10 protein-coding genes and 1 tRNA gene are annotated in these 12738 nt (G+C 68.1%); 3 read left to right on the top strand and 8 right to left on the bottom strand.

Annotated features, from left to right (window positions below):
- Positions 1–29: 29 nt before the first annotated feature.
- The 4 genes from ASE79_RS16460 to ftsE are packed head-to-tail and all read right to left on the bottom strand — an operon-like array spanning position 30 to position 2852.
- On the bottom strand, positions 30–710 hold the full coding sequence (locus tag ASE79_RS16460) for a lysophospholipid acyltransferase family protein (RefSeq protein ID WP_056419152.1): 681 nt from the start codon (positions 708–710) through the stop codon (positions 30–32).
- Positions 707–1243: a YdcF family protein gene (locus ASE79_RS16465; protein WP_056419155.1), complete on the bottom strand. Its 537-nt coding sequence runs from the start codon at positions 1241–1243 to the stop codon at positions 707–709. The genes ASE79_RS16460 and ASE79_RS16465 overlap by 4 nt, the downstream gene beginning before the upstream one ends.
- The gene (locus ASE79_RS16470) at positions 1240–2136 is read right to left on the bottom strand and encodes a cell division protein FtsX (RefSeq protein ID WP_056419158.1); all 897 of its coding nucleotides are present in this window, start codon (positions 2134–2136) and stop codon (positions 1240–1242) included. The genes ASE79_RS16465 and ASE79_RS16470 overlap by 4 nt, the downstream gene beginning before the upstream one ends.
- Entirely contained in the window at positions 2133–2852 is a 720-nt protein-coding gene (ftsE, locus tag ASE79_RS16475; RefSeq protein WP_056419161.1) for a cell division ATP-binding protein FtsE, read from the bottom strand. Before ftsE ends, ASE79_RS16470 begins: the two co-directional genes overlap by 4 nt.
- A gap of 164 nt (positions 2853–3016) precedes the next feature.
- On the opposite strand from ftsE, the gene ASE79_RS16480 reads away from it, so the two are divergent.
- On the top strand, positions 3017–3859 hold the full coding sequence (locus ASE79_RS16480) for an MJ0042-type zinc finger domain-containing protein (protein ID WP_056419164.1): 843 nt from the start codon (positions 3017–3019) through the stop codon (positions 3857–3859).
- Here the strand turns inward: ASE79_RS16480 and ASE79_RS16485 are convergent.
- On the bottom strand, positions 3856–5220 hold the full coding sequence (locus ASE79_RS16485) for an MATE family efflux transporter (RefSeq protein ID WP_056419167.1): 1365 nt from the start codon (positions 5218–5220) through the stop codon (positions 3856–3858). The two genes, ASE79_RS16480 and ASE79_RS16485, sit on opposite strands and share 4 nt — an antisense overlap.
- Before the next feature lie 123 nt (positions 5221–5343).
- Here ASE79_RS16485 and ASE79_RS16490 point away from each other — a divergent pair.
- Together ASE79_RS16490 and ASE79_RS21470 are read left to right on the top strand one after the other, a co-directional pair.
- A tRNA-Leu gene (locus tag ASE79_RS16490) sits at positions 5344–5430 on the top strand.
- A gap of 71 nt (positions 5431–5501) precedes the next feature.
- The gene (locus tag ASE79_RS21470) at positions 5502–5654 is read left to right on the top strand and encodes a hypothetical protein (protein WP_165391702.1); all 153 of its coding nucleotides are present in this window, start codon (positions 5502–5504) and stop codon (positions 5652–5654) included.
- Positions 5655–6251: 597 nt separating this feature from the next.
- On the opposite strand, the gene ASE79_RS16495 is transcribed toward ASE79_RS21470, so the two are convergent.
- The 3 genes from ASE79_RS16495 to ASE79_RS16505 form a co-directional block, all read right to left on the bottom strand.
- Positions 6252–6479, bottom strand: a complete 228-nt coding sequence (locus ASE79_RS16495) for a hypothetical protein (protein WP_056419170.1) — start codon at positions 6477–6479, stop codon at positions 6252–6254.
- A gap of 19 nt (positions 6480–6498) precedes the next feature.
- A complete protein-coding gene (locus tag ASE79_RS16500) occupies positions 6499–11517 on the bottom strand; it encodes a DUF11 domain-containing protein (protein WP_082445391.1) in 5019 nt (1672 codons plus the stop codon).
- A gap of 70 nt (positions 11518–11587) precedes the next feature.
- Entirely contained in the window at positions 11588–12709 is a 1122-nt protein-coding gene (locus ASE79_RS16505) for a hypothetical protein (protein WP_235517001.1), read from the bottom strand.
- Positions 12710–12738: the final 29 nt, after the last annotated feature.

Raw genomic sequence — 12738 nt, forward strand, 5'->3', positions numbered from 1 at the left:
GCCTTCGCCGGGGTGGTGCACGGCTCGGTTTAGTCCAGCGCGTTCATCGCCGCATGGACACGCTGCTCCGCCTCCTCGCGCGGCAGGCCCGGCGGTACCACCTCGCCGAAGCGGAAGGTAATCACCCCCGGCCGCTTCGGGCCCTTTTTCGGCCATACCAGCCCGCTGTCGCAGGCGATCGGCACCGTCGGCATCTTCAGCGCGCGGTAGAGCCCGGCGAACCCAGGCTTCAGCGGCGGATGCTCCCCCGGCGATACCCGCGTGCCTTCGGGAAAGATCAGGATCGACCGGCCCGTCGCCTTGGCCGCAGTCGCCTCCCGCATCATGCTGCGCATCGCCTTCGCCGACGCCTCGCGGTCGACGACGATCGCGCCATAGCGCCGCGCGGCCCAGCCCCAGGCCGGGATATCGGCCAGCTCGCGCTTCAGCACGATCGCCGGGCCGTCGAGCATCCGCTGCAGCTCGAGCGTCTCGAACATCGCCTGGTGCTTGCAGGCATAAAAGGCCGGCTCTTTCGGGCGCATCCCCTCGATCCGGACATGCACGCCGAGAATCACCCGCGCGCACCAGCGGTGAAACCGCGTCCAGATCGTCGAATGGACGATCACCGCGCGCGATCCGAACAGCGCGGAGATCGGCACGCTCACCACGATCGGCACCGACCCCGTGTAGAAAACGAGCATGAACGCCCAGTTGCGCAGCCAAATCATCCGCCAAATCCTATCCACAACGCGATCCGGCGAAGGATCAACTTGTTATATTCGTTGACCAGCGTCCCCAGCCGAGGCGTGCCGGGCACCCCGTCGCCAAGGATCACCACCGACGTGTCGAGCGCCGCCGCCAGCTCCATCCGCGCCCGCGCGAGGTGCCAGTCCGACGTCACCAGCCGCACCGACCGATATTTGTGCACGCGCACCCATCGCGCGGTCTCCTCGGCATTCGACCGCGTATCGACCGCCTCGCGACCCAGGTCGACACAGCAATCGAACACCGCCGGCGACGTGCGATATTCGAGCGCGAGGTCGATCGGCCTCACGCCGGGCGCGACGCCGGTAACCAGCATCCGCTTAGCCTGGTGATCGCGCAACAGCGCGAGGCCACGGTCGATCCGCCCCGGCCCGCCGGTCGGCACGACGATCGCGTCGGAGGTGAAGCCGTTCAGCGGCTCGGGCAGCATCAGCATGAACACGGCAAAACCGAACGCCCAGGCAAGCCCCATGATGCCAAGCAGCCGGACGATCACAGGATATGCCTCAGCGCGCGGACGATCGTCACGCGCGCGGCGAGCGTCGCCAGCACGACGAACGCGACCGGCAGCAGCGCGAGCGCGATCCAGTCGGTCCCGCCGAGCGTCACCCCGCCGAGCAGTTCGGAGCCGAGACCGTGCAACCGGACGCCGATGAACGCGACCACCAGCAACGCGGCGAGCCCGCCGCCGACGCCGCCGATCGTCGCGTCGAGCGCGATCCGCCGCTGGAACAGTCGCGCGACCTGCAGATCGGTCGACCCGAGCATGTGCATCACCCCGATCGTCGCGCGGTGCGTCTCGAGCCCAGCGCGCGCGGCGAGCACGACGACCGCGGCGGTCGCGCTCGCCATCAGCAGCACCAGCGCGAGCGCGAGGAAGGTGAGCGTGCGCATCACGTCGTTGACCGGCGACATCCAGCTTTCGTGGCGATCGACTCGGATCGCCGGGCCGAACCGGCGCAACGCGGCGGCGACGCGCACGGCCGCCGCATCACCCGAATCGCCGAGGTCGACGTCGATCATCGCCGGCACCGGTAATTGCGGATCGGCGCCGTCTGCGCCGAGCCAGGGTTGCAGCAACCGCGTGAGGTCCGCGCGGTCGACGGGCACGGCGCGTGCCACCCCGGGCATCGCCCGCAACGACGCGAGCACCCGCGCCGCGGCACCGTCCCGTCGCACCGGATCACCCTCGACGATCTGCACCGTCAACCGCCCCGCCAGTTGCCGATCGAGCAGCCGCGCCGCCCCCGCAGTCGCCAGCCCCAGCGCCGCGGCGAGCATCGTCAGGAACAGCATGATCGCCATCACCCATGTCATCGCGCGCAGCCCGCCCGCTTCGTCGAGCACGCGCCGCTCGGCCGAGGACCGTGCCTTGGTGGCGCCGCTCATGAGTCGGGCCGCGTCGGCGGATAGCGCAGCGAGCCCGTCGGATCGAGGAGCCGCCCGCGATCGAGCCGCATCATCTGCGCGCCTGGGATTCGCCCGAGCAAATGAAAGTCGTGCGTCGCGACGACCACGGTCGTGCCCAGCTTGTTGAGCGATTCGAACAGATGCAGCAGCCGCTCGGCCATGTCGGGATCGACGTTGCCAGTCGGCTCGTCCGCGACCAGGATCTCGGGCCGCGCGATCACCGCGCGCGCGATCGCGACCCGCTGCTGCTCGCCCCCCGACAGCGTCGCCGGGCGCGCATCCGCACGATCGCCGAGTCCGACCCAGGCGAGCATCTCGCGCACCGGCTGCTCGATATCCGCCTCGGGCATCCCCGCCACGCGCAACGGCAGCGCGATATTGTCCCAGGTCGACAGATGCGGGACCAGCCGGAAATCCTGGAACACCACGCCGATCCGTCGCCGGAAACCGGGCAGGCGGTCGCGCGACAACACCACCGCATCCTCGCCGAACAGCCGGATGACGCCGCGGGTCGGGCGTTGCGCAAGGTAGAGCAGCTTGAGCAACGAGGTCTTGCCGGCACCACTGGCACCGGTGAGGAAATAGAAGGCGCCGCTGCGCAGAGTGAAGCTGACGTCCGACAGCGTCTCCGGCCCAGCGTCCGGTCCCGTGCCGTAGCGAAGCCCGACATTTTCGAATTGGACGATATTCGCCATGACGTGGTTGCGCCCGCTCTCGCCCGCTTGATGCCCGTGCCAATGCCCGTATCGGCGCTTTCGCATGAAAGCGCGCGCCGCTTCAAGCTTGCCACATATGCGGACAGCGTGCTTATTCGGCACAAGAACGGTCGCGCTCCGGCGGCCGCTGGTGAAGCGTATCCATGATCCTCCAATGTCCCGAGTGCAGCACCCGCTATCTGGTGCCCGACAGCGCGATCGGGACCGAGGGGCGAACCGTGCGCTGCGCCAATTGCCGGCACAGCTGGTTCCAGGCCGCCACGCCGGTGGCCGAGGATGCGCTCGACCTGCCCGAAACGGCCCCGCTTGCGCCGGCACCGCCGCCGCTGGCGCCTCTGCCGCGCGCGTCGGTGACCGAGCCTGCGGACCGATTCGTGCCGTTCGGCTCCCCTGCGCCGGTCGCCGCCGCGCCGGTGACGCCCGATCCCGCCAGCCCGCCCGCCTTTGCTGCGCCGTCCTACGCGCCCCCGTCCTATGAGGCGCCGGCCTTCGCAGCGCCGAGCTATGACGCGCCGACATTCCCGCCGGTTTCCGACCAGGTTCCGTTCCGCCCGCGCCGCAATGCCACGCGGCGCTGGACGATCGTCGCGGTGCTTGCCGGGTTGCTGATGCTGATCGCGGCCTCGGCGATCGTCTATCTCGGCGCACCGGGCGTCGCCGCCAAGCTGGGTTTCGGCAGCCAGAGCGACGAAACGCCGCTGCGGCTGCGCGATAACCCGATCGAGCGGCGCGAGCTCGACAATGGCTCCGAACTGTTCGCGGTGAGCGGCCAGGTCACCAATCCTTCGGACCAGCGCCAGCGGGTCCCCGACATCCGCGCCGAACTCCGCGATGCGCAAGGCCGGCTCGTGTACAGCTGGACGATCACCCCGCAGCAGCGGACGCTGGCACCAGGTGGGGCGATTGATTTTAATTCGGCGACACTGAATGTTCCCGCAAATTCGAAGCGTCTGGAGCTGAGTTTTGCGGGCGAGGCGACTCGCTAGTCGACGCGCAATCGGCGGCGGACGATCCAGAACCGGGCTGCGTGGAGCAGCGCGGCGGTGACCATGCCCAGCCCCGAGGCATAGACCAGCGCCATCGGTCCGACGCCCGCATGCACCATCCACCAGCCCGCGCCGCCGGTGACGACGAAATAGGCGATGATGCTGTTCGCGCCCGCCACCACCTGATCGCCGAGCGAGCGCAGCGCATAGACCAGCACGACCTGCGCGCCGTCGAACAGGATGAACGGCGCCCATAAAGGCAGCATCGCCAGCGCGACGCCGTGGGTGGCGAGATCGGCCGGAAACGCCGCGACGATCGGCCCGCGCGCGACGACCAGGACGATCCCGCACAGCCCGAGCGCGAGCATCGACAGGCCGGTGGCGATCAGCGCGCGCGCGATCCCGGCCTTAGGATCGCCCTCGCCCACCGCATTGCCGACGCGGACCCCGCAAGCCGAGCCGAGCCCCAACGCCAACCCGAACGTCACGTTGTGGACCGAAAAGACGATCTGGAACGCATGCGCGACATCGTCGCCGAACCGGGTCGACAGCGCGATCAGGATCGAGAAGCCCGCAAGCTCCAACCCCGAGGCGATCGCGGGGACGATCCCGAACACCGCAAGCGCGACGATCCCGGCGGGCACACCGCGCCACGCCGCCAGGTCGAGCCGCCGGACGCCGCGCGCCGTCGCACGCGGCACGCTCAGCGCGGCGGCGATCATCCCGACCGCGCCGAGACCCGAGGCGATCGCAGTCGCGGTCGCGGCACCGACCGCGCCCATCGGCGCGAAACCGAGATGCCCGCCCGACATCGCCCAGGCCAACAGCGCATTCAACGGCAGGATCGACAGGTTGACCACCGCGACCCGGCGCGGCCGGCTGACACCCTCCAGGAAGAAGCTGGCGGCGACGATCATCAATTGCGGCGGATAGGCGAGCGCCATCACGCGCACGACTCGCCCCGCCGGCGCGACCAGCGCGGGCGCGACGCCGATCCCGGCCAGCATCGCGTCCGCGAAGGCGAGCATGATGCCGCCCACCACCAGCCCAAGCAGCAGCCCGAGGACGAGGCCCTCGCGCAGCACCTGCCCGGTACGCGGCAGATCGCCCGCGCCATCGGCGCGCGCGGCATGGACGAGCACGCCCGACAGCCATGCCAGCCCGGTGACGATCGCGATGAACGTCAGCGAGCGGCTCGCGCCGAGCGCCGCCACCTCATGCGCGCCGACCAACCCGACCACGATCACGTCGGTGACGTGCAGGATCGTCCAGTTGAGGCTGGTCAGCATCACCGGCCAGGCGAGCGCCAGCAAACGTCGCGTTTCGGCGCTGGTATCGGTCGAGAAAAGGACGTTGGGCATGGTTTGCGGTACCGGATGCGGACTTTATCGCAAAGCGCGCGCAAAGGCCGTTGCGTGAACCCGAAAGCCTTGCTAGTGGCGCTCGCCTACCAGCTGCCGGGTCCGCCCGGTTATGTTTCATGGGCGGCCATGGCGGAACTGGTAGACGCGCAACGTTGAGGTCGTTGTGGGCGAAAGCCCGTGGAAGTTCGAGTCTTCTTGGCCGCACCATTTTTCCTGACAGATAGAGCATCCCTTTCGGGGGCCACCCGTTTCGTTCCGGTCTCGGGAGGAGAACAGCCATGAGTTCGATCGACGACACGATCATCGACACGCCCGAGGGCCCGATGACGTTCGCGCAGTGGAAGAAGAAGAACCCCGTCCAGCTGCCATCGCGCCGGACCAAGGGGAAGAAGCTGCCCAACAAGGTGAAGCTGACCACCGACGAGGTATAGGTCGCGCGGTAGGGTGGCGGTCTTATTCAAAGCCACCGTCATCCTGACGAAAGTCGGGATCGAGAGCCGTTAGGACGATGCCTGAAACTCTGGATCCTGACTTTCGTCAGGATGACGGAGAGCAAGGTGAAGCTGACCACCGACGAGGTATAGGTCGCGCGGTAGGGTGGCGGCCTCGTTCCAAGCCACCGTCATCCTGACGAAAGTCAGGATCCGGGGCGGTGAAGGACGACGCCTCGAAACTCTGGATCCTGACTTTCGTCAGGATGACGGATAGCACGGTGAAGCTCACCACCGACGGGACATAGACGGCGCGGTAGAGTGGCGGTCTCGTTTCAAACGACTGTCATCCTGACGAAAGTCAGGATCCACTGTCGTGAAGGACGGCGCCTGGAACCCTGGATCCTGACTTTCGTCAGGATGACGGAGAACCCGGTGAAGCTTACCACCGACGAGGTTAGGTCGCGCTGCAATCCTCCCCCGCAAGGGGGAGGTGGCGCCGAAGGCGACGGAGGGGGCGGTACGCGCTGACTGCTGTTCCGTGTCCTCCCCCTCCGTCTGGCAAGTGCCAGCCACCTCCCCCTGGCGGGGGAGGATCTAGTGCCGACTTATCGCAGCCCCCGACCCATGCCGCGCGCGAATCATCCGGGCCTGGAACTTCACTCGCTGCCAGAACGTCGCATCGTCGAGCCGCCATTGCCGGATCGCCTGAGTCGCCAGCGTCTCGATCAGCGCCTCGCTGCTCGCCGCATCCTGCTTGGCGAACTCGCGGGCAAGCTCCTCGACGCACGGGCCGTGATCGGCGAAATCGCGCGGTGGCGTCATCTGTCTCTCTCCCTGTGGATCATCGCCGTCCGCCGAACAGCGCGCGCGTCGCGCCGCCGATCGTCGCCTGATCGAATTTCAGCCGCATCGTGACGTACGGTCCCTGCCGCGTGTACCGGTCGTCCTCGAAATCGCGGTCGCGGTAGCCGGACACGTTGTAGCCCGCGCTGATCCACGTGTTCTGCGCAGGCGACACGCCGACCGACGGCCCGCCGCTCCACGACCAGGCGCCGCGCGACCAGGCATGCTGCGCCGATCCGCTGACGCCGACATCGAACCGCGTGCCGATGTCGTGGCGCAGTTCGAACCCAGTGACGTCGATATAGCCGTCATAGGTGTCGTCGGCGAACCGCCCCGCGACGTATTTCGCGCCGTAATACAGCGTCGCCTCGGTGCCATGCCCGAGCCCTTCGGGGCCGGTGCGATAGTTCACCGCGAGGTTGTTGATGATCCGCGACGTTACCTGCTGCCCGCCGCCATAGGCCGGCACGCCCAGCACGTTGGAGTCCGAGAACCCCGCATCCGCGCTTTCGTGCCGCAGTTCGAGCCGTTCGAGCAGCGACCAGCGACTGTCGAGCGGCCGGAAGGCGAGCGCGACGTCGGCGGTGGCATAGGTCGCGACAGCGCCGCTCCGGTCGGTGATCGTGTATGCCTTGATGCTCGACGCGAGCGTCTTGCCCTGCCCCAGCGTGCGCAGGAAATTGGTGGTCAGCCCCCAGCGATCGCCGCTGTCGGCGTTGCGATATTCGAGCCGGCCATTCACCGACCAGCGCGCCTGGCGATAGGTCGCCCCCAGCGTCACCGCGGCATAATCGCCATTGGTCTGGTCCTGGCCGACATAGCCGCCCGAGGTGACCGGCTGGAACGCGTTGACGACGGCCCCCTCGGGAATCGCGCCCTTGAGCGTGTTGCTGGCGTCGAGCGTCCCGTCGACCGTCCAGTTCTTGCCGAGCGGCACCGACTGGCTGAGGCCGTATTGCGCATAGGTCCTGCCGCCATTCTCACCGATCGCCTGCTGGTTGAGCGTGCTCATCAGCTTGGCGCCGGTCCAGGGCGCGACGTCGACGCCGAACTGCTTGGTATGCGCGACATAGCCGTCGCCATTGGCGATCTCGTACCCGCCGATCAGGCGGATGCCGGGCTTGATCCGGTAGGCGAGCTGGATCTGGTGGCGAACCGGGAAATCGACGCTGTCGGCATCGCCGCCGGGTGCGAACTGGGTCTGGCCGGTCAGCGTCACCTTGTCGCCGAACAGCAGCTGCGTGCCGCCGAGCGTGAGCAACCGGCTGTCGCGGTCCTTGCCGTCGAGCCCACGATCCGCCGCATATTGCCCGCCGACGAAGATCGTACCGGTGTCGCGGCGATATTCGATCCGAACGTCGCCTGCGGTCCGGTTACCCGCGCTGGCGAGCTGCTGCTGGTGCCACACGAGGCCCGTCACGCTGATCCGGTCGGTCAGCCGCAACCGGCCGTCGAGCCCGAATTTGCGCGTGCCCGCTTCGACCAGATTCTGCTGGCCGACGCCGAAGGATGCATCCTGCTGGCGCGCATAAGCGAGCAGGTCGAGCCTGGTCCCGTGATGATCGACCTCGGCGAGATACGCCAAGCCCTGCCCGAGCCCGCCGCGTCCGCCCTTGGCGATCTCGCCGCGCAGTTCGGTGCCCGCGCCGACGCGCGCCTTGATGTCGGCGCCGAGGACGGTCGCGTTGGTGCCGGCGGTCTCGTCGCGGATCGCGGCGACACCGACCTCGACCCGGCCCTCGGCCAGCTTGGTCGCGACGCGCGCGGCGGCCGCCAGCTTGGCCGAACGCCCGCCCTCGACCTCGTAGTCCGCGACGATGAAGACCGGATTCAGATTGCTGTCGCGGCTGAGGATCGGCTGGCGGAAGCGGACCGTGCCCATGCTTGTGTCGATGTCATAGTCGATATGGCGGGTCAGCTGCGTCGTCGCGACGATCAGCTCGGAGCGGAACCGGTCGCGCGTCTCCAGCCGCAGCTTGTCGCTGTTGGGGACGATGTTGCGCCCCGACAGGCGATACGGACCGCTCAGGCCGTTGCCCTGGATCTCGTCGCGCGAATAGAGCGTGTCGGTGTTCGCGGCGAACCCGGTCGCGCGCACCCGCTTGCCTTCATAGGCGGTCTTCACCCCGTTGAGCGTGCGGTTGTAGCGGGTCAGCTGCGCGTCGGTGAAGCCGGTCTCGAAATCGCCGAACAGCGCATAGAATTCGCGACGCTCGAGCCGCAGGTACAGCTTGCGCCGGGTCGCGGCGTCATAGCCCTGGCGCGAACCGTCGCCATAAACGGTGTAATAGCGATCGGGGTCGATCGTGCCGAGCAGCCCGCGATCGGGGTCGTATTTGCGGTCGCTGTCATAGGCGATCGTCACGAGCCACGAGCCCTTGACGCGGCCCTTGGCGTAGAAGGCGAGCTGGCCGTCGGTGACGACGCTGTTCCGCTGCGCGCGCGGCAGGCCCGACTGGCGCTTGCTGAGCATGTCGTAGCCGATCGAGCCCGCGCCGAACCCGACCACGACCCAGTCCTTCGCAGACGCGGCGAGCCAGGCGCGAACCTCGTTGCGGTGGACGACCTTGTCTTCGGTCAGCGAGACGATCGCGTGGACCGCGCCCGCCTGGGTCGTCGGCTGGAGCGCGATGAAGGCCAGGCCGTCATCGCCGACCACCTGTGCGGTCGTCGACGACCGTTCGCGACCGGCAAGCTGGCGACCCTGTTCGAGCTCGGCCTCGACCGCGGCGGTATAGGGCTGGTCGACGGTGAACGGGACGAGCGTACCGGCGCGGACCGGACGGCCGGTCTTGTCGGTGACTCGCACCGCGATCAGCGGGCGGGTGAGGCCATCGGCGACGAGCCGGCTGCTGGCCGGATCGACCACCGCGCGGACGCCTGCGCCCGCATAATAGACGCTGCGGTCGATCGTCTTGACGACGCTGCCGTCCGCGGCGAGCACACGTGCCTGAAGGCGATTGTCGCCATCGATCAAGGGGATACCCGTCCAGCGCGAGACCGCGATCTCGGTCCCGTCGCGCAGGTCGGTGCCGTCGAACGCGAGCGGCTCGACCGGCTTGCCGTTGATCGTGAGCGCGACGCGCTGGCCGGGCATGTGCTTGACGACCGCACGGACGATCGGTGCGCGCGGGTTGTGGTCGGCGGCGGGGAACAGCCAGTCGATTCCCGGAGTCTGGCCGGCACCCAGCCAGTCGCGGCTGCCCGCGGCGGTGGCGTCGTCGAGGATCGCGACGGGGAGCGCGGCGTTCGCAGCGGCGACCTTGCCGGTCGGTTTCAGCTGGAAGTCGACGCGCTTGAGCAGGCCGCCATCGCCCTCGACGAAGCGCGAGATCGGGCTGTTCGCCTGGCGCGTATCGATGTCGCAGGCGACCGGTGCGTGCGTCGCGGGGATGCTCGACGTGTCGATCTGGACGACGTGACGCCCGGCGCGGACGCCCTCGAAATGGTACAGCCCGTCGCGATCGGTCGAGACGAACGTGCCGTCCTCCATCAGCAGGCGGATCCCGGGCACGCCCTTGCGCTTGTCGACCGGATCGCCGCAATTCCCCTCGGTCACGCGGCCGATGATCGTCATCGCGTCGGTGAACAGCAGCGGGCGCAGGCGGACCGATGCCGCCGCCTCGTTGCTGGTGACGCTGCCCGGCCCGATGACGCGCGCGCGATTGAGCGCTTCGCCGGTGGGGGCGCCGGGGGCGATGCTGACGACGTATTTCAGCTCGGTCGTGGCCCCCGCGGCGAGCACGGGGATCGCGAAATCGAGCGTGCGGCCGTCGCTGGAGACGGTCGGCTCGTCACCGCCGCGCGCGGACCTGCGCTCGTAGCGCAACCCTCTCGGCAGCGTGTCGGCGACGTGGAGGCCGCGCGCGGGGACCGAATCGCGGTTGGTGATGCGCAGCAGATACTGGACGAAATCGCCCGGCGCCGCCTCGCGGACGGAGGCGATCTTGGTCAGCAGCAGCGCGCCGCTGCCGGGGGCGTCGAGCGGGATGTCCGCCGAAAAGGGCTCGGGCGTCGACAGCGTAAATATCTCGCCGAAGCTGGCGTCCTTGAGGATGAACGCGGCGCCCTTCGGGTCCCTGAGCGCCGCGAGCGCCGCGCGATCGGCGGTCGAGGGCGCGACATAGGTGCCGGGCGGCACGACCTTCACCGCATAGCGGCCGGGTGTGGTCAGCGGAAAGCGATAGCGCCCGGTTTCGCCGGGATAGACTCGCCCGCTGGCATCGGTGACGCTCTCGCCCGTCACCATCGTCGAGGGATAGCGGCTGATCCCGTCGTCGCCGAACACGATGGCGGGCTGGCCGGCCTCGTCGACCAGCGTCACGGTCGCGCCGTCGACCAGCGCGCCGGTGCGCGAATCGAAGGTATAGCCGGCGGGATCGATCAGGATCGACGCGGTCGAGCCGAAGCTGAACTCGTCCTCGGTGAAGCTGAGCGTGATCTTTGCGCCGCGCGTGCGCACTTCGCAGGGTTCGAGTTCGGGGTATCGGCCGGTTTCGGTCGAGGGAACGCCGCCTGCGAAGATGCCGCTGTCGGGCGTGGTCTCGGTCAGCGTCAGCATGACCTTGTTCTCGCCGATATCGGCGGTGATCATCGACGTTTCACGGACCGCGGGATCCCGGTTGCCGGCCTGGTTGTCGAGCACCAGGATCATGTCCGCCTTGACGTCGAGCGCCGCAACCCGGGGCGCGGCCGCGAAGGTGGCCCCGTCGATCGGTGCGGGGGTGAAGGCATAGGTCGGCGCGGTCTGACACTTTGCCCCGGTGAACGCGTAATTGGGCGGTGCGAGACGGAAGGAGAGCGTCGTCGGACGCTTGCCGCGGTTCACGTCGAGCGAAACCGTGTTGGACGGGACGGTCCGTATCCCGGAGTCGCTGCCCGCGTCGTCGAACGACAGCGTTGCGGTATTCTGGACACGGACGGTCTGCGCCGTCGCCGGTGCCACACCAAGGGCGGGGCCGAGCAACAGCGTCGGAATGAGGGCGCACAGGCGCAAGAGGCGACGGGAGCTGGACATAAGGGCCCCTTTCCCGGCACGCGTCGCCACGCGCCGGGATCGGTCGTTCCTTGTTCGCGAGGGGTGGGATTTAGTTGATGGTGACCCGGAAGGTCGCCGCGACCGACGTACCGCCGAGCAGCGTCGGGATCGTCGCATTCACCGTTTTCGTGTTCGCATTGTACGAACCGGTGAAGTTGAGCACCGGCACGGTGATCGTTCCATCGTCCGCCAGCGGCACGCCGCCGACGATCCCCGTCAGCAGGCACGTCTGGCCGAGCGCGAGCGCGCCGATCGAGATCGAGTTGGCGACATAGGTGGTATTGGCGGGGATGACGTCGCTCAGCGTGACGTTGGACGCCGGAGTGCCGACCGTGCCGTTGTTGACGATCAGGCAATATTGCACGACCGCGCCCGGGATCGCCTTTGGCGCGATGGCCAGGTTGATCGGATCGGACAGCACCAGCTGCGACTTGGCGACGGTCAAGGCGACGTTGCGCGTGGTGATCTCATAGCCGAGCGACGCGCGGCCCTGTCCGTTCAGCGCGACGTCGAGACCGAGACCGTCCGAATCATTGTCGGCAAAGACCACGTCGACGACCGTGTCGTTGTTCGCGCCGACGCTGACCGCCAGCGGCAGCCCCTGCGCCGCCGCATCGCCACCCGCCGCGACCTGTACGATCAGCGTGACGCCGGCCAGCACATTGGCCTGGTTGTTGGGTATGTCGGCGACGATGAACACGATCGCCGACTGATCGGCCCCGAGTTCGTTGATGTACGTCGCGGTATCGACACCGGCGTCATAGGTGCCGTTGCCGTTCGAATCGACGAAGATCTTGATGTTTTCCACGTCGAAATTGTCGCCGGCGAACAGGTTCTGGATCGGCAGCTGGGTCGGCGAGAGCAGGAAATCCTGCGTGCCGTTGGTGTTGTTGGTCACCTTGAACGTCGTCACCGCCGCAGTCTGGCCGATCGAGACGGGTGTGTTGGCGGGCTGGTTGGCGGTGACGGTCAGGTTGACCTTGCGATCGACCACGAAGTTTACCGCGTTCGACGTTGCCGATTGCTGGACGCCGTTGACCGAATAGCTGGCCTGCGCGGTGTTGGTGACCGTCGTGCCGGCCGCGGTGCCCGCGGGCCCCGGTGCCTGCGCCTGTGCGCTCGCCGTGCCTGTCGCGATGCCGATTGCCACGACTGCGGCCGTACCGGCCATCAGCGTGCGAATTACCCCTTTTGCATGCA

The organism is Sphingomonas sp. Leaf28 (assembly GCF_001421685.1).
In the GTDB taxonomy this organism is placed as follows: Bacteria; Pseudomonadota; Alphaproteobacteria; order Sphingomonadales; family Sphingomonadaceae; genus Sphingomonas; species Sphingomonas aurantiaca.